Origin of the sequence: Phocaeicola coprocola DSM 17136 (assembly GCF_000154845.1) — a bacterium.
In the GTDB taxonomy this organism is placed as follows: domain Bacteria; phylum Bacteroidota; class Bacteroidia; order Bacteroidales; family Bacteroidaceae; genus Phocaeicola; species Phocaeicola coprocola.
The window spans coordinates 29308-49558 of sequence record NZ_DS981479.1 but is presented as its reverse complement, the minus strand read 5'-3'; the positions used below and the strand labels follow the sequence as shown (position 1 = coordinate 49558).

At 42.4% G+C, this 20251-nt stretch carries 13 protein-coding genes, 2 tRNA genes and 2 pseudogenes; 6 read left to right on the top strand and 11 right to left on the bottom strand.

All coding sequences use genetic code 11. The features are described 5' to 3' along the window. Positions 1-19: 19 nt before the first annotated feature. From BACCOP_RS09875 to BACCOP_RS09850, 6 genes are all read left to right on the top strand, one after another. On the top strand, positions 20-1390 hold the full coding sequence (locus BACCOP_RS09875; protein WP_007568751.1) for a TrpB-like pyridoxal phosphate-dependent enzyme: 1371 nt from the start codon (positions 20-22) through the stop codon (positions 1388-1390). 16 nt (positions 1391-1406) lie between these two features. Then, complete coding sequence (locus BACCOP_RS09870; RefSeq protein WP_007568750.1) at positions 1407-2771, top strand: alanine/glycine:cation symporter family protein; 1365 nt, start codon at positions 1407-1409, stop codon at positions 2769-2771. 174 nt (positions 2772-2945) lie between these two features. Then, positions 2946-3020 (top strand) — tRNA-Glu (locus BACCOP_RS09865). A gap of 35 nt (positions 3021-3055) precedes the next feature. Further along, a tRNA-Glu gene (locus BACCOP_RS09860) sits at positions 3056-3130 on the top strand. A gap of 110 nt (positions 3131-3240) precedes the next feature. Continuing rightward, a complete protein-coding gene (locus BACCOP_RS09855; protein WP_007568747.1) occupies positions 3241-4668 on the top strand; it encodes a RapZ C-terminal domain-containing protein in 1428 nt (475 codons plus the stop codon). Positions 4669-4672: 4 nt separating this feature from the next. Next, positions 4673-5419 carry a nucleotidyltransferase family protein gene (locus tag BACCOP_RS09850; RefSeq protein WP_007568745.1) on the top strand — a complete coding sequence of 249 codons (747 nt, stop codon included), beginning with the start codon at positions 4673-4675 and terminating at the stop codon, positions 5417-5419. Between the two features lie 444 nt (positions 5420-5863). On the opposite strand, the gene BACCOP_RS09845 is transcribed toward BACCOP_RS09850, so the two are convergent. From BACCOP_RS09845 to BACCOP_RS09795, 11 genes and pseudogenes are all read right to left on the bottom strand, one after another. Continuing rightward, on the bottom strand, positions 5864-6745 hold the full coding sequence (locus BACCOP_RS09845; RefSeq protein WP_040312009.1) for a helix-turn-helix domain-containing protein: 882 nt from the start codon (positions 6743-6745) through the stop codon (positions 5864-5866). A gap of 189 nt (positions 6746-6934) precedes the next feature. Continuing rightward, positions 6935-8581, bottom strand: a pseudogene (locus BACCOP_RS09840) (efflux MFS transporter permease). 43 nt (positions 8582-8624) lie between these two features. Beyond that, positions 8625-9602 (bottom strand): annotated as a pseudogene (locus BACCOP_RS09835) (HlyD family secretion protein); the annotation flags it as partial. Between the two features lie 48 nt (positions 9603-9650). Continuing rightward, the gene (locus tag BACCOP_RS09830; protein WP_040312002.1) at positions 9651-12215 is read right to left on the bottom strand and encodes a pectinesterase; all 2565 of its coding nucleotides are present in this window, start codon (positions 12213-12215) and stop codon (positions 9651-9653) included. Positions 12216-12340: 125 nt separating this feature from the next. Beyond that, a complete protein-coding gene (gene metH, locus BACCOP_RS09825) occupies positions 12341-15085 on the bottom strand; it encodes a methionine synthase (RefSeq protein ID WP_007568733.1) in 2745 nt (914 codons plus the stop codon). A gap of 112 nt (positions 15086-15197) precedes the next feature. Beyond that, the gene (gene smpB / locus BACCOP_RS09820; protein WP_007568731.1) at positions 15198-15656 is read right to left on the bottom strand and encodes an SsrA-binding protein; all 459 of its coding nucleotides are present in this window, start codon (positions 15654-15656) and stop codon (positions 15198-15200) included. Then, a complete protein-coding gene (locus tag BACCOP_RS09815) occupies positions 15656-16225 on the bottom strand; it encodes a Yip1 family protein (protein ID WP_007568729.1) in 570 nt (189 codons plus the stop codon). The genes smpB and BACCOP_RS09815 overlap by 1 nt, the downstream gene beginning before the upstream one ends. A 197-nt stretch (positions 16226-16422) precedes the next feature. Further along, positions 16423-16863 carry a hypothetical protein gene (locus BACCOP_RS09810; RefSeq protein ID WP_040312001.1) on the bottom strand — a complete coding sequence of 147 codons (441 nt, stop codon included), beginning with the start codon at positions 16861-16863 and terminating at the stop codon, positions 16423-16425. Between the two features lie 365 nt (positions 16864-17228). Next, complete coding sequence (locus BACCOP_RS09805; RefSeq protein ID WP_007567149.1) at positions 17229-18515, bottom strand: IS1380-like element IS615 family transposase; 1287 nt, start codon at positions 18513-18515, stop codon at positions 17229-17231. A 130-nt stretch (positions 18516-18645) separates the two neighbouring features. Then, positions 18646-19179: a hypothetical protein gene (locus BACCOP_RS09800; protein WP_148315615.1), complete on the bottom strand. Its 534-nt coding sequence runs from the start codon at positions 19177-19179 to the stop codon at positions 18646-18648. A gap of 201 nt (positions 19180-19380) precedes the next feature. After that, entirely contained in the window at positions 19381-20184 is an 804-nt protein-coding gene (locus tag BACCOP_RS09795) for a hypothetical protein (RefSeq protein WP_007568724.1), read from the bottom strand. Between the last annotated feature and the right edge of the window lie 67 nt (positions 20185-20251).

Genomic DNA, 20251 nt, shown 5'->3' with positions numbered 1-20251 from the left:
AATCAAAAAGCAAACATTTATGAGCAATAAACAGAAAAGATTCATTTTACCGGAAGATGAAATTCCTAAATATTGGTATAATATTCAGGCTGACATGAAAAACAAACCCATGCCTCCTCTGAATCCAGCTACACGCGAACCGCTTAAACCGGAAGATTTGTATCCTATTTTTGCAAAAGAATTATGTCATCAGGAGCTTAACCAGACCGATACATGGATAGAAATTCCCGAAGAAGTACGTGAGATGTACAAGTATTATCGAAGTACTCCGTTGGTTCGTGCATATGGTTTGGAAAAAGCTTTAGGAACACCGGCACATATCTATTTCAAGAACGAAAGTGTCAGCCCTATTGGCTCGCATAAACTGAACTCTGCACTGGCACAGGCTTATTACTGTAAAAAAGAAGGTGTCAGCAATATTACAACCGAAACCGGAGCCGGACAATGGGGAGCAGCCCTTTCGTATGCCGCAAAAGTATTCGGACTGGAGGCTGCCGTTTATCAGGTAAAAATCAGTTATGAACAGAAGCCATACCGACGCAGCATCATGCAGACTTTCGGAGCACAGGTTACTCCTTCACCTTCTATGTCAACACGCGCCGGAAAAAATATATTGACCAAGTATCCTAATCACCAGGGATCACTGGGTACAGCCATTTCCGAAGCCATCGAACTGGCACGTACAACTCCGAACTGTAAGTATACATTAGGATCTGTACTGAGCCATGTAACGCTTCATCAAACCATCATTGGTCTGGAAGCAGAAAAACAGATGGAAATGGCCGGCGAATATCCAGATATCATCATCGGATGTTTTGGTGGAGGTTCAAACTTTGGAGGCATCTGCTTCCCCTTCATGCGTCATACTATTCTGGAAGGAAAACAAACCCGTTACGTAGCTGCCGAACCGGCTTCCTGTCCGAAACTGACAAGAGGAAAGTTTGAATACGACTTTGGTGATGAAGCCGGATATACTCCTCTTCTGCCGATGTTTACACTGGGACATAACTTTACACCTGCCAACATTCATGCAGGTGGATTGCGTTACCATGGAGCAGGAGTTATCGTATCACAACTTTTGAAAGATCATTTGATGGAAGCCGTAGACATACAGCAACTGGAAACATTCGAAGCCGGATGTCTGTTTGCCCGTGCCGAAGGCATCATCCCTGCCCCCGAATCGTGTCACGCCATTGCTGCTGCCATACAAGAGGCCAACAAATGTAAGGAAACGGGTGAAGAAAAGGTTATTCTGTTTAACCTATCCGGACACGGTCTGATAGATATGAGTGCATACGACCAATATTTATCTGGAAACTTAACCAACTATACATTGACAGATAAAGACATCGAAAAAAGCTTGGGTGAAGTAGAAACAATGCAACCTTAACGATTTTAATATTTGCATGGAATTATTCGAACAAATAACAGCATCGGTCAGCTCCTTTCTCTGGGGATGGCCGATGATTATATTACTACTGGGAACTCACATTTTTCTGACCATACGGTTAAAGTTTCCACAACGCAAAATATTTACAGCGATACGACTTTCTTTTAAAAAAGATCCTGATTCTGAAGGCGATGTCAGTCAATTTGGCGCGCTTGCCACTTCACTGGCAGCAACTATTGGAACAGGAAACATCATCGGTGTGGCGACTGCCGTTGCATTCGGAGGTCCCGGTGCCGTATTCTGGTGCTGGCTGACCGGAGTTTTCGGAATTGCCACAAAATATGCCGAAGGGCTTCTTGCCATTAAATACCGCGTAAAAACATCCAGCGGAGAAATGCTTGGTGGTCCGATGTACGCACTGGAACGAGGACTGAAGCAAAAATGGCTGGGCATTTTATTCTGCATCTTTACAGCCATGGCAGCATTCGGTATCGGAAGTACGGTACAAGCTAACTCTATTGCCTTACTGATGCAAGAGACATACGGAGTAAGCGAACATATCACCGGTATAGTAGTGGCACTAGGCATCGCACTGGTTATCTTCTTCGGAGTAAAAGGTATTGCCCGTGTATGTATGACGCTGGTCCCTCTGATGGCTATCCTCTATATAGGAGGATGTATTTATATCCTCATTCTGAACCACGCCTATTTGGGAGAAGCCTTCAAACTCATCATCAGTTCTGCGTTTACTCCACATGCCGCAGGAGGAGGATTTCTAGGAACGAGTGTCATGCTCGCAGCACGTTACGGTATTGCCCGCGGACTTTTCTCCAACGAATCCGGACTTGGTTCGGCACCTATTGTGGCAGCAGCGGCACAAACTCGCAACCCGGTACGTCAGGCACTGGTTTCTTCTACCGGAACATTCTGGGACACCGTCATTATCTGTGCGCTGACGGGATTGGTGCTGGTTACCAGTGTACTCGCATTTCCTGACATCGATTATACACAAGGTGGAGCATTGACCAAAGCAGCCTTTGGTAAAATTCCTTATGTAGGTACCAGCATCCTGGCAATCGGTATTCTGACCTTTGCCTTTTCTACCATTTTAGGCTGGGGATATTACTCGGGAAAAGCCATCGAATATTTAGGAGGGAAAAAACTCCTGCGAATATATCGTGTTATATGGATTTCATCCATTTACTTTGGTTCCACCATGAATTTACAAGCAGTATGGAATATTGCCGACAGCGTAAACGCACTGATGGCAGTTCCTAATCTGATTTCCCTCATCTTCTTATCGGGAGTTGCCGTCAAAGAAACACAAAAATACCTTTGGGAAAACAGACTGGAAGACACTGCCGATCCGGAAGATCTATAATTCATAAAACGCTACCTGCACAAAGCAGTTTTCCCCTTTTTTACCCCTTTCAGAGGGGGAAAAAGAAAAAAATATGCATTTTTCTGCATTTTTTGTGCAAAACACTTGCAGATTCAAAAATAATGCGTACCTTTGCACCCGTGATTGAGAAACACCTCAACACAAACAAAGGATGGCCCGTTCGTCTATCGGTTAGGACGCAAGATTTTCATTCTTGAAAGGGGGGTTCGATTCCCCCACGGGCTACCAAAACAAAACATACGGTTAATCCGATGTATAAGGATGGCCCGTTCGTCTATCGGTTAGGACGCAAGATTTTCATTCTTGAAAGGGGGGTTCGATTCCCCCACGGGCTACCAAGGTCTGAGCAGTTTCTGTTCAGACCTTTTTCTTTTTATCCCTTTCTTTCTTTCAGCTTTTTATATCTATCTTTGTCCTTGTATTATAAGTTTATGTAATAAAAGATAGTATGAATACCGAATTACTCGCACAACTTTATCAATCATATACTGGAGAAGCTCCAACAAGTATCGAACCTTTGCCGGGAGCAGGCTCCAATCGCAAATACTTTCGCTTGAAAGGCAAGGAAAGCCTCATCGGTGTATATGGAACCTCCACCGAAGAAAATCGTGCATTTATCTACATGGCCAGACATTTCTCACAAAAAGGTTTGCCCGTACCCCGTATACTTGCCGAAGCAACCGACCAGTCGGCCTACCTGCAAGATGACTTGGGAGATATCTCACTGTTCCAACTTATCAAACAAGGAAGAGAAAGCGGTAACTTCAGTGATGAAGAAACAAATATATTGAAACGAACTATCCGCCTGCTTCCACAGATACAGTTTGAGGGAAGCAAGGACATGGACTTCAGTTATTGCTATCCACTGGCGGCATTCAACCGTCGCAGCATTCTGTGGGACCTGAACTATTTCAAGTATTGTTTTCTTAAAGCTACCGGACTGGAGTTTCAGGAAAATCTACTGGAAGATGATTTCGAACGTATGGCAGATACCCTTCTTCAGATAGAACCACAGGTATTCATGTACCGTGATTTTCAGAGCCGCAATATCATGATACGGGAAGAAAAACCGTACTTTATCGATTTTCAGGGAGGACGCAAGGGACCTTTCTATTACGATGTGGCATCTTTCCTCTGGCAGGCAAAGGCAAACTATCCCGATTCGCTCCGTCAGGAGCTTCTGGATGAGTACCTCGATGCTCTTCGCCCCTATCACGCGATTGATAAGGAGCAGTTCCTCACCACCCTCCGTCACTTTGTACTGTTCCGTACTCTGCAAGTTCTAGGCGCATACGGTTTCCGTGGATATTTTGAGAAAAAGGCACATTTCATACAAAGTGTACCGTATGCCATCGAAAATCTCCGTCAACTGCTGGAAACAGATTTTCCTGAATATCCCTACTTATGCCTCATGCTACGCAAACTGACAGAACTTCCCCAGTTTGCCAGCATACGAAACAGAAGGAAACTCACCGTACGCGTAATGAGTTTTTCGTATAAGAAAGGTATTCCCGAAGACCCGTCAGGAAACGGAGGCGGATATGTATTCGACTGCCGTGCCGTGCACAATCCGGGAAAGTACGAACAATACAAGCAACTGACCGGACGCGACAAACCGGTTATCGACTTTCTGGAACAGGACGGTGAAATACTCCAATTTCTGGAACACGTAGACGCACTGGCTGATGCTCATGTACAGCGCTTTCTGGAAAGAGGGTTTACCAACCTCTCTATCTGCTTCGGCTGTACCGGAGGACAGCACCGTTCCGTATATTCGGCAGAACACGTAGCGCACCACTTGAACGAAAAATTCGGTATACGCATCCGCCTGATACACCGCGAACAACATATTGAACAAATTTTAGAACCCCGATAACAATATGAAAGCCATGATATTTGCAGCGGGACTGGGAACTCGCCTGAAACCGCTGACCGACCATATGCCCAAAGCACTCGTACCCGTAAACGGACGTCCGATGCTGGAACACGTCATCCTGAAACTAAAACAATCCGGATTCAACGAACTGGTTATCAACATACATCATTTCGGAGAACAGATCATCGACTTTCTTGAAGCCAACCAGAATTTCGGACTGACAATTCATATCAGCGACGAACGTGAACAGTTGCTCGATACGGGAGGAGGTATCAAAAAAGCCGCACCATTTTTTCAGGGAAACGAACCATTCCTGATACATAACGTCGATATCCTCTCCGATACCGACCTGAAAGCCTTATACGAATCCCACCTGCACAGTGGCAATGATGCTACCCTGTTGGCAAGCAAACGAACCACAGCCCGCTATCTGCTGTTCGACAAACAGGCATATCTGAGAGGATGGGTTAATAAAGATACCGGACAGACCAAACCCGAAGGCTTCGAATATGACGCAACAAAATATCAGGAATATGCCTTCAGTGGCATTCACGTCATCTCCCCTTCCCTTTTCCGATACATGGACGAACGGTGGAAAGGCAAATTCCCCATCATGGATTTCTATTTGCAAACATGTGGGGAAGCCCGAATTGGTGGATGTCTGACCGAAGAGCTTCATCTGATTGATATAGGAAAACCGGAAACCCTTGAGAAAGCTGCCAGCTTTCTGGCAGAACTGAATCAAGAATAAAAATATCAGTCACTTACAAGCCAACAGGCAACTTGCCCGTACCTTAATGCAGAAGGCAATCCAACCGACTGCATAATATCTAAAAAACACGGGCAATTTGCCTTATTTTTTTGTACAAAAGCTAACAGACTTTGTACGATTTTTCAGAAAAATTCATGATGTTTTTCCTAACTTTTGCTGAAGTTTTTCGACATACTTCCTGAAGTGTTCCAAAACACGTGTTTCAAACCAAACTGAACGGTTGAAAACAGCAGTATATTAAAACTTGAAACTCATAAATAATAAACTTACAATCCGAAATCAAGCAATCAACATCAGCCAAAAGAGTTCTATCATGCCCATCACAAAGTCCGCATATCACTTTGATATTCAAACTTTTAAACACAACCATTTCTGAATATTTTATTTTAGCTTTAAAAAGCCCTATTAAATACCGAAACAATTTTACTCCTCAGCAGAAATCCGGTAATACGAAGGAGCAAGTCCCGTCTGCTTCTTAAAAAATGTCCCGAAAAAAGAAGCATTCGGAAAATTCAAGTCATCCGATATCTCTTGTACACTCTTGTTGGTATTCTTCAGCCAGAAAATGCTCTTCCGGATAATAGCTCTGAAAACCAGTTCCTGCACCGTATATCCGCAAACCGATTTCGATAATACTGAAAGATATTTGGGAGAAAGACACAACTTATCGGCATAAAAAGCTACTCCCCTCTCTTGCATATAATACTTTTCAATCAACCGAATGAGCTTGATAAAAGTATCAATCTTATGTCCCGCTACATTTTTTTCTTCGATAATCCGCCGGCTGTAAATAGAACACAAACGGTAAGTCAATGCCAGTAACAACAACTTACACTCATGATTATCAAACGGATTCTGCGCACTCTTCCTATGTCTTCCCAGCAATGCAATATAACGTGCCAAATCGCTTTCTTCTCCGGAAGTCCATACATAGCATGGTTCGGGAGTCAGTGTCGTATACAAATACATTGCCACAATCGAACTGCCTAAAATCTCACGTATCGGATCTATATGATAAAACAGTATGCTCACACGTAAATCATCAGACAGTTCTCCTATTGAAAAATTATTCCCTTCGGAAAGAAAAACCGTTTCCCCTGCCCGGGCTGTAAACTTCTTTTTATCTACATCGAAACAGAAATATCCTTTTTCACACACAATCAGTCCCACATAATTCATCAGGAAGGGCTTACACAATATCTTCGGAAAAGCTTTAACTTCCCCTTCCAGGCAGCAAATATCTTTTCCCGCCATCAAATCGCGCTCAAAACGTGTTAAACGCATTTCTTGTTCCTTAGCATCCATCCCCATAAAACTAAAATTAAAGTCTGCCACTAAGGTAAGATTTTTCTATATTCCCATCATGAAACAAGAAAATAAAAATACATCACGGGGAGCTTTCATAGGTACTTTTCCACCGAAAAGTCAGATTAAGAAATGAAATACGCTCCACCGTGATGTATAAAGCAAATAAATGAACGAGTGTAAAGTATTTTATGTCTGTAAATCCAGCTTTCTTTTTCTCCACGGAATTACCAGCATAAGAACGGCACATGCCATACAGCCGTAGAATGTCCATCCCGACATTTCTTTTACAGCAGCCAAAGTAGCCTGTACCTGCACACGCCCTTTTGTTGAAAGAGCTGCCATATTATGTGCTTCCTTTTCACTTTTTCCCTGATACATCATCCCTTGAACCGTCTGATTATATGAGGCTGCTACCTCTGTATTCAACTGATCCATATCGTGAGCAAAGCGAGTTACATAGTGTTGCTGACGATGCTGCATCACATTGGTATAGATAGCAGTTCCAGCCCCCGGTCCCAGTACCATACGCACTGTCAACATGATACAAATCCAGGTAGACAGATATTTATAAGGCATCCGCTGATTGGCATGTACAGCTGTCAGCGAATAAAGTAGCATCATTCCGGCAGAACGGATAATAACCGGATATTTCATGCGCTCGTACAAGCCGTCGGTCTGTACCTCAAAATACATAAACAGGCTGGAAAGTCCTATCAGAACAAAGCCCATCGAGAAAAGGTATTTCAGATGTACTCCTTTTGATCCCATGGCAATAGCAATAATGCAACCGATAAAATAACCGGCTATACTCCAGTTATTAAGCGACGCATTCTGCCAGTTGTCTATCTTCATACCAACTCCTGCAAACACACTGACAAACATGGCACTGGAGTTGAAAATCATCAGCAACAGAAAGAGCAGGATACCCATACGGATAGAGCGCAACTTAAACACATCCATCAGAAAATAAGGCGAATTATGGTTACGTTCCATATAGACAAACAGTATGGCAAACACAACAGCCGTCGCGGTAGCCCAGCAAATAGATGGAGAATCGTACCAGTCGAGCACCTTTCCATACGCCAGCACATAAATAGCAGCCGAACACATCACGCAAAATATTACCACACTGCCAAACTTACGCAAGTTGATAGGAAAACGTTTGCCCACATATTTATGATAAGGCATGGTGATAAACACAACCAGAATAGATAATAGCAACGCCCCCATCATGAAATAATATACATACTGCCATTCGTACTCATAAGCCAGTCATGCAGTGAGCGAAGTTCCTATCTGCCCCAGAATCATGAAAAACAGATAAATGGTAGGCATACTGGTACTCTTTTCACGGTCCAGCTTATCCCATCCTTCACCATCCACAGGTTCATTGCCCGGAGTTATATTTCGGGTAGCCTCCATCTTGAACGCATATTTGATAAGCGTGAACAGATTGACCATCATCAGCACCATGCGCAGAAATCCCATCACCACACTACAGACAGCCAGCAGGTAAATACTATCGGTCTTGGCACATACGTAACTCAATATATAAAGCAGCGAAAAGCCTACGATGCACATCATTTTCTCACGGCGGATACAGACCAGTTCATAAAAGAACGGAGAGAAAGCCGCCATTCCTACAGAAGTAAGAAAACCAACAAACTGAATATGTTCAGACTGAATACACAGCCCGCTCAGCATCTCGCCACTGTTTACCGTATACACTCCGCTTGCCGTAAGAATCGGAATAAATAACAGCAACAGAATAAGAATACCCAAAGGTTTGGGAACCCAATTATAAAACGGATAATTTTTCGGACACGAAGGCATAATTCTAATTTATTAGAAACTGAAAAACATGTTTGTCTTATTTTTACTGTCTGGCTTTTACCACTACCATCATTCCGGCAGCCAGACGTTCATTGTCTTCCGATGAAAGGTTCGTAAAATCAATACGTACCGGAATACGCTGCTGAATCTTGACAAAGTTTCCGGCAGAGTTATCAGTCGGAACAAGTGAATATTTCGAGCCGGTTGCTCCAGAAATAGCTGTAATCTTTCCGGTAAACTCCTTATCGCTGATTGCATCTACTGTAATACGGACTTCCTGTCCCACGTGAAGATTCTCTACCTGAGTTTCCTTATAATTAGCTATCACCCACTTCTGCGTATCAGGAAGAATATACGTAATGCTTTGTCCGGCACCAATATATTGTCCCTCTTCCAATGCACGACGTCCCAGCTTCCCGTCACAAGGAGCCAACACAACAGTATACGAAAGGTTAAGTCGTGCCATTTCGAGTGCGGCCGTAGCACGTTGTATGGCAGCTTCCGTACTTTCTCTGCGATTGGAAACTTCCTTAATGCCCGACATGGCAGCTTTTTGCTGACGCTTTGTAGCCTCCAGTTTCTTTCGTGTAGCCTCATATTCCGTTTCAATCTGTTCCAGCTGTATCGGTGTTGCCGCATTCCGCTTCAGCAAGTTTTCATAACGCTGACGGTCTTTTTCGAGTTTAGCCAGACGAATTTCAATTTCGGCAATAGAAGCCTCATAAACAGAAGCCGAATTCTGTGTAGTCTGTAAGGTAGCATCTATTACCGTAGCTCCAGCCATTGCATCTTTCAAGGCAGCTTCAGCCTCCATCACTCGGATACGGTATTCACGGTCATCGAGCACCAGCAAGGTATCTCCCTTCTTGACCGACTGATGTTCGGTGAAATAAATTTTCTTAATATATCCCGACGCACGCAAGTTCACCGGAGAAATGTATTGTTCTATCTGTGCGTCGTTACTGGTTTCCGTCTGTTTATAATCGAGAAAAAGAAAGGCAACCTCTATTACTCCCCATATATCGTGAAGGGCTGTTCATATTTTCCTTTTCTGCATTCTAATCACTTATCATTTGCTAGCCGAAACGCCCATCCATTCTATTTTCAGGTGATGCAGCATGGTAGTACTCTCTCCACAACTTCCCGTATGCTGAATCCCCATACCTCCCCAAGCATTAGGAACGATATCAGCCTCCAAACTTACAGACGGTTTCAGATTCTCGTCCGTTACAGGAGATGAAAGCGGAGTGGAAGTTTCGGCATGGGCCGTCAACTTACTTCCTTTAACCTCAAGTACAATGGTGCAGTCGGTACGGTAACAGGTGGAAGATACCGGAAGAGAAATCGCAGTAGTCCTGCCATTTTCGTATTTCATCAGCATGAAATCGACCGCATTGCTGTATTTTGTCGTACGGATAATACGCAAAGCATATCCAGTCAGAGTACGGGTATCGAACTTGATACAGATATCCATATATTGCCCCGTAGCACTTCCAAATCCTTGTCCTGCGGTTTTGCTCGGATCTACATTCAAGGTTATTTTCATGTCTCCATATCTACCTTCCAATGGAGTATATAACAGCCGTGCTCCACGCTGCGCCTGCAGCAAACCCGTTCCGCGTGATCCGTTCATTCCCTCTCCATACACCCAATAGTCCTTATCGGAGAAAAGTTCCCAATCGTAACCTTCCGTATCAAGAGGCTTGTATCCTCCTATTGTCCATCCGCCGGAATACAATACAGGCTGATTGGAACAAGGAAAATTTCGAAAATCAGTTTCGAATACATCTACCGGATTTACCTGTTTCCTATCAACAGGTGATGAAGAAATCACCGTATATTCTTTACCGGGATGACAACGCAAATGTTTGGGTGCTACCGTTGCCATAAGATAATATCCAACGTCTTCTTTTGTTAATCTATAGGTTGTTTCGGGCTTAGCCAACCGTGACACTGCTACCGGATATTTCGTTTTACCCTCCTTGTCAACAGCCCGATACCAGGTAATCAGCGACTCATCTTTCCGTCCCTGCAAATCCAGTTCGTAACTTACCATTGCTTTTCCATCTGCTATTTCCAGCTTCGGCACTTCCACAAAAGCAGGAGCTTCCACAAAATCGGGAGCAACTGTCAGTTCTACTGCACATTCCAATCCATCTTCCGTATAGGCTACAACAGTGAAATGTTTGGTTTCGTCCTCATGATTCATTGCCTTGACCACACACGTCCCGTCTTCTCCGGCAGACAGGCTGACATACTTTTCATATCCCGGCTGAATCTTCCAGCGAACAGAGCTTCCCTGCTGCACATAATTGCAGTGTCTTTTTACGTTGGCAGCCAACTTCACCGGATTGCCTCCGGTCTGTACAGAGGCAACCAGCGGAGTAACCGACAAACAAACCGGCAGATTCGCATAATCCCTGCCATCATGTTCTCCGATTGCCCGTACACAATCCTTCACTTGAAGCGGATCCCAGTCATCATCTCCCCGAAGTAAATTATAAGTGTTGTAAATTACCTTACCATTTTCATCTGTCAGGCGGTATGCGTGAAGTACATTTTCCTGCTCCATACATACTGTATTATAAGGCTTGTCCGCACCTATTACGTAAGGCTGTCCATTCATCGTTACACCATACTGGTAACACCGTAACCAGTCGGACGGCTCGTGTGTCCAGCCTGCATATACAGGCTTTCGGACATGAAACCGGCAATCGACAACAGTCAAAGGTCCCACTCCTTTACAAAAATACTGACGGTCTTCGTCATGACATACATAAAAATCACTGTTCAAGAAAACAGCCCCTCCCATATCCGTCCGCCAGAATGGTTTCTGACCATAAAACTTCAACGTACAGTTCAGGTAGACTCCTGTACCAGTCAACGCATCGTCGGTACTTTCCATATAACATTTATAGAACAAAATACGTTTTGCCCCATTCAAAGGATTCATATTCAAGCGGCTGATGAAACGGACATTTTCTGCCACAATTTTATCTCCATGACAATAGGCTACATGCGCCTGGGTAATGGCAGACATTCTTTTTTTACGTCCTAATTCTTTCTTTAAAGGAAATTCCAGATCGACATTACAATAGTTTCCCATCGTAAGATTCTTCACCGACAGACCATCTCCCCAGAAATCAAACATCGTGAAGTTTCCTACAGCTCCCTGTGTCTGACCGCGACTGGAAGCAAGCACTACATTTTCAGGATTTTTGGTTAACCCGACAAGATGCAGATAAGGACATTTTACTACCAGTCCGAAAGGTTCTTTACCGTCTTTTCCTACCCTTACCTGAGGATCATCAGGATTATCAATCCAATATACATAAGGAGCTATATATACTTTCATAGGCCCTGCTTCTGTTCCGGCAACAAAAGCCTTGGCTGCTTCATTAAAGCTATTGAAAACAAAAGGATATCTGACCGTCACTTCATCGGACAGCTGCCCATCGATAAAAAAGGTTTTCTCTCCCAACTCTATTTCCTTTCCTTCATAGAGAATCTTATTTCCTAAAAACTCTATAGGATTTGTAACATCCAACGAACGATATCCGCATACAGACTGAGCCGGCAAAAACTCACAAAAGATTATCCAGCAAAGTAAAAAAGAACAAAATTGTGTTTTCATTATCACGTCGTGTTTTTCAATATGGTGATAAAAATACAAAGAATACGGAAAAAGGCATGACATATCACTAAAAATTTGATATGCCATGCCTTATAACAGAATATAAATCAGTTTGTCTACAAAGACTATTCCCAGAGATTCAATTTATTTTTCTGTGCTTCCTCGAGTGAAACCGTCTTTACCTGTTTGGTCTTATTCTTTTCACGAAGCTCACGGTATTCACTTTCCAGTTCTTCTGCAAATGTACTTCGAAAATCAAGATTCATCAGGCGTGCTGCCACCGGAGCATTCAGTGAAGCATCTTTCATATATACTACCGGAGCATGATAAACCGGAGCAATCTTCAAAGCTGTATGAAGTTTGGAAGTTGTAGCACCGCCAATCATTACAGGAATATCAAGTCCGGCACGTTCCAGTTCTGAAACGACATGCACCATTTCTTCCAGCGACGGTGTAATAAGTCCGCTCAAGCCGATAATATCTACCTTCTCACGAATAGCCGTTTCAACAATCTTTTCTGCAGGAACCATTACGCCCAAGTCGATAATTTCGTAATTATTGCATGCCATAACCACAGAAACAATATTCTTACCGATATCGTGTACATCTCCCTTTACTGTAGCCAACAGCACTTTTCCTGCACTGCGTGCCCCTTCCTTTTTTTCCGTCTCAATATAGGGCTGAAGGATAGCTACCGCTTTTTTCATAGTACGTGCTGTCTTTACAACCTGAGGCAAGAACATCTTACCGGAACCGAATAAATCACCGACATGATTCATTCCCGACATAAGCGGACCCTCGATAATGCTGACAGCATCCGGATATTTGGCAAGTGCTTCATGCAAGTCTTCATCCAGATAATCGCCAAGACCCTTTACCAGTGCGTATTGTAAACGTTCTTCTACAGTCGTCCCTTCACGCCAGGCAAGATGTGAACTGGCTGTTTGCTGCTCACCCGAGTTCTCCTTTTCCGCTTTCAGTTTTTCAGCTGTTTCAATCAAGCGTTCAGCTGCATCCGGACGACGGTTCAGCACCACATCCTCAATCCGTTCCAGGATATCCGAAGGTATATCTGTATAAAGTACAGAAGTTCCCGGATTGACAATACCCATATCCATACCCTGCTGAATAGCATGATAAAGGAATACTGCATGCATTGCCTCACGTATATAATTGTTGCCACGGAAAGAGAAAGAAAGATTACTTACTCCTCCGCTGACGTGTGCGCCCGGAAGGTGACGGCGAATCCAACCTGTAGCTTTAATAAAATCGACAGCATAATTATTATGTTCCTCGATACCAGTAGCCACTGCCAGCACGTTCGGATCGAAGATTATATCCTGAGGACGGAAACCGACCTTCTCTGTAAGAATACGATAAGCCCGTTCGCAAACTTCTATCTTCCGTTCAAATGTATCGGCCTGTCCTTTCTCGTCGAAAGCCATCACGATGACTGCCGCTCCGTACTGCTTGACGGTACGGGCATGCTCAACAAAAGCTTCTTCGCCTTCTTTCAGTGAAATAGAGTTGACGATACATTTTCCCTGCACACATTTCAGTCCTGCCAAAATAACTTCCCACTTGGAAGAGTCTATCATAACAGGCACACGGGCAATATCCGGTTCTGATGCAACCAGATTGAGGAAGGTTGTCATCTCCTCAGCAGCATCAAGCAATCCGTCGTCCATGTTAACATCGATAACCAACGCGCCGTCTTCTACCTGCTTGCGGGCTATCGACAAAGCTTCATCGTATTTCTTTTCGTTTATCAAACGAAGAAACTTACGTGAACCGGCCACATTACAGCGCTCACCCACGTTGACAAAATTAATTTCAGGAGTCACTTCCAACAGTTCCAGCCCAGAAAGCCAGAGATAATCCGGTTTCGGAGCAGGCGCATGAGGTTTGGCATCTTTAATAAGTTCCTGATACTTGGCAATATATGCTTCGGTAGTACCACAGCATCCACCGATTATATTCACCAGTCCTTCATCGATATACTCCTTGACTTCGGCAGCCATTTCTTCGGGTGTCTGGTCGTATTGCCCCAGACTATTAGGAAGTCCGGCATTAGGGTAAGCACTTATATAATAAGGAGCACGACGGGCCAACTGCTCCAGGAAAGGTTTCAACTGTCTGGCACCAAAAGAGCAGTTCAGTCCGATGGAAAAGATATCAGCATGCTGTACCGAAGCCAAAAACGCATCAAGCGTCTGTCCCGACAACGTGCGTCCAGCAACATCCGAGACCGTAACAGAAAGCATTAAAGGAACTTTTCTTCCCAAATTCTGCATAGCTGTTTCTGCGGCCAGAACAGCAGCTTTCGCATTCAGCGTATCGAAAATTGTTTCTATCAGAATAGCATCTACTCCCCCTTCAAGCAAAGCCTCCATTTGTTCACGGTAAGCTTCAGAAAGTTCATCGAATGTCAATGCACGAAAAGCGGGATTATTTACATCCGGACTCATCGAGCAAGTTTTGTTGGTCGGTCCTACCGAACCGGCAACAAAGCGTGGTTTTTCGGGAGTTCTCGCTGTATATTCATCAGCAATTTTACGGGCCAGACGAGCTGCCGCAAGATTTATCTCACGGCAATAAGCCTGCATATGATAATCTGCCATCGAAACAGCAGTTGCATTAAATGTATTTGTTTCGATGATATCAGCTCCTGCCTCTAAATACTTACGGTGTATTTCCTCTATAACATCCGGCCGAGTCAGGCACAACATATCATTGTTCCCTTTCAGCAATCCTGGAAGATCCTTGAAACGCTCTCCCCGAAAATCAGCTTCCGAAAGGTTGTATTGCTGTATCATCGTTCCCATGGCTCCGTCGAGCACGAGAATACGTTCGTTTATTAGTTGTTGCATTTTGAAAAAGCTCTATTTAAATTTAAAACACAGGGAATCGTTTTCCTCATATGCCAAAAACACGATGCAGACAACTTATATAAACTGTAATTGTCTGCACCATCTTTCCCGATCATCGCTTGAACATGCGATCCATCATACGCTTATCTTCTTTTTCTTTCAACGTCTGGCGTTTATCGTATTGTTTCTTACCTTTTGCCAAAGCAATCACAACCTTCGCCAACCCTTTTTCATTAATATACAGACGAGTCGGAACAATGGTAAATCCAGGCTCGGCAGAAGTACGTTCAAGTTTACGAAGTTCTTTTTTCGTCAGCAACAACTTACGGTCCCGACGAGCTGAATGATTGTTGTACGAACCGTAAAAATATTCAGCTATATGCATATTCTTTACCCACAACTCTCCACGGGAAAAGAAACAAAACGTATCAACCAAACTTGCTTTTCCCTGACGAATAGACTTTATCTCAGTTCCGGTCAACACAATTCCGGCTGTGTACGTATCGACAAACTCATAGTCGAACGAAGCACGTTTATTCTTAATATTTATATTACCGGCGTTTGTTTTCATTAATTCAATATTACTGATAACTTATTAAATATAAATTCGATAATAGCAGGACACACCAAAATGATGATAGTAGCCACAAGAGTAAAGGCAGTCTGTTTGTTCTCCTCAACCTTAAGCCATCTGCGTACCCCCTCGAATACAATTACAATGGTATATATTTGCAATATCCAGTGCAGTACAACTATAGAAAACAGTCCACTGACGATATTCAATACAAAAGTAACTACCATAGAATAGCCCACAAACACAAGTATCCGGTCGTAAGAATCTTTCCCTCCCAGCCAGTTATGATTCAACTTATCCAATAAATAAGCTGAAAGAAAAAAACCACCGAACAAAGCTACAGCTACAGCACAACAACGAGTCAAGGCTACCTGGAACATAACGGATGAAAAATCTTTTCCGATAAATGTTCCGATAAACTCTGACAAGCCACACAACCCAATAAGAGGATAAACAAAAGCAGGCATTACTGACCTTCCTACCCCCCGCTCTGCAATTTCACTCCACGCTTTGCCTGGAGTAGACAACAAAGCTATTATCTGCTGAAATAATGATTTATAATCCAATGTTATTCTACTTTTTTGTAATAAATCCGAACTTCGGAACTGCAAATGTACAAAAAAGAAATAAAATAAGGCACGAATTATACAGAAACGCTGACATACATTAACATACACAGCCTTATCTGCATAATCCGCACCTTTAATAAATAATAGTACTACTATTTAGAAGTTCAAAGCAATAATCATATCATCAGCCCTCATCAAAACTCAATAGGTCGTATATCTGCTTCTACAAGATTATTCTTTTCATCAAAAGCTTCTTGATAAGTATCAATAGCTTGAACTCCAGACCACGTACCTTTTACTCTAAAAGTAACATTATCTGCTCCTTTTAATGTTGCTATATACCTCACATTCATCCTATATTCTTTTACTAATGTTTTAATTGAATAATAAGTATATGGAGGAACTGTTACTTCATAGGAACATGTAATCGTTTGTTTTTCACCTTTATCCTCCCCCTGCACATAAGAAGCATGTTTAGTTGTTGAAGTAGAGATTGATATTTCAGAGTTCGAATTTACAGTTACCTTAGGTAATCCCACTTGAATCCCCGACGAAGAAGAGGTAGATATGGAATATTCTGTAGAAATTCCTTCCGTTTTAGAAAAAGTAGAAGATTCTGAGATTTCATGAGACATAGTTTGAGTTCTTTTCACTGATACAGAAGATTTTCTATTATCTACTGTATAATTATCAATTATAACGCTAGAAGAGTCTAAACTTCCACCATCGTAAAAAGAATATTCTATATCCTCAATAGTATATTCTCCAACCGGAGATATTTCCCATTTAGCCCAATCTGCAACATTCGAATTTCCAAAAATTAAATTATCCTTAAATCCGCAACTCCATTCCCGAAGTGCTACCTACATAAAGAGAAATGGACTTTTGATTCGTAAGATAACCATTAAGTCCTCGCGTCCGTTTCAATGCGCATACCATCCCCTTACCCCATAAAGCGACTTGAGGCAATACGCAATCAGTGGCCATCAAGTGATGTAAATCATCCGGAAGAAGTTTTGAAGGCTTCTGCATATGCATGGTTGTCGGTGTAGATATTCAGCACACATTGCCTTGCGGTCTTAATCCACTTGGCAGGTACTGAAATGAATTTGAAGACAAACGTCTTGATACGGCTGGTTTCCTTGAGCCCGAACTTCTTCACTTCAATCCTTTGCATGATGGCCTTGTAGAAATTGCGTATCAGTGCCGTCAGGAGCAGGAACACGGTATTTTCCGCCATGAAGGATTTAGGCAGTCTGTCCCATCCAAACCCATTGTTCATGTCATCAAAGACGCGTTCCTTGCCACCGCGCATGTTATAGAACTCCACGATGTCCCTCATGGATGATTCGTAATCGTTGGTCAGGATGCAGCGGTATGTATATTCCCCCTCCCACAGGTCCGGTCCACTGCCCATGCGTCTCTGTCTCTGGATTACCAGGCGATACGGTTTGCCCTTCCACTTCTCAACGAGAATGGAGTTCAACTCAAACACGATGCCGTTTATCTCTTCCTTCTTCCACCCTCTGAGCGCGAAGATGTCATCATAGAGCGAGCAGCAGCGGTTGGCGCGTATGTAGAATGTCCTGCAATGCTTCCTGACCTCATCCACAATGTCTTCAGAGCATGAGCCGCAGTCGGCCCTGAAGCGTTTGACTGTCAGCTTCTTCTCTTCAAGTCTCTCCAAAATCCTCTTTAGCGTGTCCTTCTGGTGAAAGCGTACATTGGTGTTGCCGTCGCTGTTCTCTATGCCGACAATCATGTCGCCGATAACGGCCACACCGGACCTGTAACCAAGAAATTTCTTGTACGTGGGCTTTGCATCGTACTTCTCCGCCTCAATGAACTGGTGGTCAAAGTCAACGTCATACTCCCCGCCCTCTTTCAACTGCCCTGTGGACAACAGGCAATTCAGGAGCAATGTGTTGAGTGTGTCTGCCGTATTGAAATCATAGGACTTTCCGGCATCAGACGTGTATGAGATGTTTTCCCGGGTCAGTTCGTTTATTGCCCTAAGGATGGTGTCGGCGCTACAGGTGCGGAGTGTGGGGTGAAGGGAAAGATGACTCATTAAGTGGGCGGTGACATCCTCAACGCAAGAACCGCCGCAGAAGTAAACGCATAGGAGGGAGCGGATGATTTCGCTGTATTGATAACCATAGAGTTTGCATCTCAACCCAAGTGTTGAGTCAATTGTAGAGGAGAGAAGGGAGGTAAATTGCTCCATGATTGGAAATATGCCTCCAAAAGGAGTGAGTCTTTCGGATTTTATTGCTACCTTTGCCATGCCTGTTGCGGTTTTCTTTGTCTTTGGATTCGCAACACTAAGGTAAGTGAAAACGCTGACATGGCAAAAACCTGGGCAACAAAATGTTGCTCAGGAACTTATAAAAATAATTATCAATTATGTTGCGGAATTAAGGATTATTACTCTCCTTTGACTCTCGCTGCAAATACGTTATTGGAAAACCAGGCTGAACTGAAGACCCACTACAAATGTAATAAAAAACAGAGTTAGAAATAGATATCATAGAAATACCAGTTGTCCCCGGTAAAGGAAAAATATCACTTAAATAAGGTCTACAAATACTTTCACCGCCAATTCTTACTACGTGAATTGATTTATCAGGTTGAGTTATAGGACTTATATCCAACCCTAAACCGAATTTATTGATTATCCATCTTTGTCGAGCAGACCCATCATCAGAAGCCTCCAACAATACAGAAGTCCCAACCTCAGACATATAAGTATTTCCTTTACCAACATTTCTAATATAAACAGGAACATTGTTATTAGAGATTTCATTCAAAGGATCAAAATCATTTTCATTTCTTGTCAACAACTCTCCTTGACTTACAATAAAATCAGAATTAGTAAAATCCTCTTTATTACAAGAAGTAGCCCAACATAATACTACAGCAAAAGCTATAAACAAAAAATTCTTTTTCATAGTTTTAAGCTTTAAAAGGTTAAACATTTATTTACATCACAAATATCTATAAAGCGTATTAATTAAAAGATATTTTGAAAATTCCATAAAAGAAGGCACGAATTATACTCAGGATAAATTTATAATAAATCCTTCATATATCGTGCCACCTAAATGCATTTTAAATGCACTTACTCTACCTTTCTCTCTCTTAAATTATTTTTATTTTTTCTGATACAACTGATAAGATCTTACTTCTCTAGTTTTCTCATTAGGAGCTATTGTTGCACCATTATAGTTATTTGATTTTTCAAACTCCAGTCTAATCCATTTTGGATTTCCAGAACCTGGTATATTAAGTTGCAAATAACGATAATCAGCATATTTACTAGTATATTCTTCAGAATACTTCTTTGCTGCATCTTCTTCTGATAAATCTACCCCCTGTATTGTATAACGAAGATAAAGTTTTAAAGAATCCCCATTCTCAGAAAATTCCTTTCCCGGAATTGTATAAATTATAAAATTATGTTTTCGTAATTCTTCATTCATCTCATCTTCATCATTTCTATCTACATCTTTATGGAGAGTATAAGATAAAGGTAAAAGCAAATACTCATTATTTGCTCCCCAAACTAAACCAGCATTATAACCATCATCTACAACATCTAAAGTAGCAGTAGTCTGCTCTTGGGGAATTTCTGTATAATTTGCAGTGACAGTTCTCAGGTAAGATAAATCCCCTAATAAAGTTATATCATAAGAGTTTTCTTGCTGATTATACAAACTATAATCATATTGCATAGGAACATAAGCAAATTTACCTTCAGCTGACAAAATCTCCTTATTAGGTATATATTTAACACCTGATATATCTGTAAAATAAGTTCCTCCCATAAAACTAGACTCTACTTTCAAAATAGGAGCTCCTTGAATAGTTGTATTAGTTTCACCATTCAAGCAAGAGCTAAATCCAATCATCGATGCAAAAGCTGATGCCAACATAAAAAACTTCATTGTCTTCATATTCTTCCTTTATTTATCTTTTATTATTTATTTTTTTTCACTTAAAATGAAAATGAGTAAAAAAGAC

Coding starts and splice junctions, on each gene's coding strand:
- BACCOP_RS09875 (WP_007568751.1), top strand. CDS start 20: ATGAGCAATAAACAGAAAAGATTCATTTTACCGGAAGATGAAATTCCT.
- BACCOP_RS09870 (WP_007568750.1), top strand. CDS start 1,407: ATGGAATTATTCGAACAAATAACAGCATCGGTCAGCTCCTTTCTCTGG.
- BACCOP_RS09855 (WP_007568747.1), top strand. CDS start 3,241: ATGAATACCGAATTACTCGCACAACTTTATCAATCATATACTGGAGAA.
- BACCOP_RS09850 (WP_007568745.1), top strand. CDS start 4,673: ATGAAAGCCATGATATTTGCAGCGGGACTGGGAACTCGCCTGAAACCG.
- BACCOP_RS09845 (WP_040312009.1), bottom strand. CDS start 6,745: ATGGATGCTAAGGAACAAGAAATGCGTTTAACACGTTTTGAGCGCGAT.
- BACCOP_RS09830 (WP_040312002.1), bottom strand. CDS start 12,215: ATGAAAACACAATTTTGTTCTTTTTTACTTTGCTGGATAATCTTTTGT.
- metH (WP_007568733.1), bottom strand. CDS start 15,085: ATGCAACAACTAATAAACGAACGTATTCTCGTGCTCGACGGAGCCATG.
- smpB (WP_007568731.1), bottom strand. CDS start 15,656: ATGAAAACAAACGCCGGTAATATAAATATTAAGAATAAACGTGCTTCG.
- BACCOP_RS09810 (WP_040312001.1), bottom strand. CDS start 16,863: ATGTCTCATGAAATCTCAGAATCTTCTACTTTTTCTAAAACGGAAGGA.
- BACCOP_RS09805 (WP_007567149.1), bottom strand. CDS start 18,515: ATGGCAAAGGTAGCAATAAAATCCGAAAGACTCACTCCTTTTGGAGGC.
- BACCOP_RS09800 (WP_148315615.1), bottom strand. CDS start 19,179: ATGAAAAAGAATTTTTTGTTTATAGCTTTTGCTGTAGTATTATGTTGG.
- BACCOP_RS09795 (WP_007568724.1), bottom strand. CDS start 20,184: ATGAAGACAATGAAGTTTTTTATGTTGGCATCAGCTTTTGCATCGATG.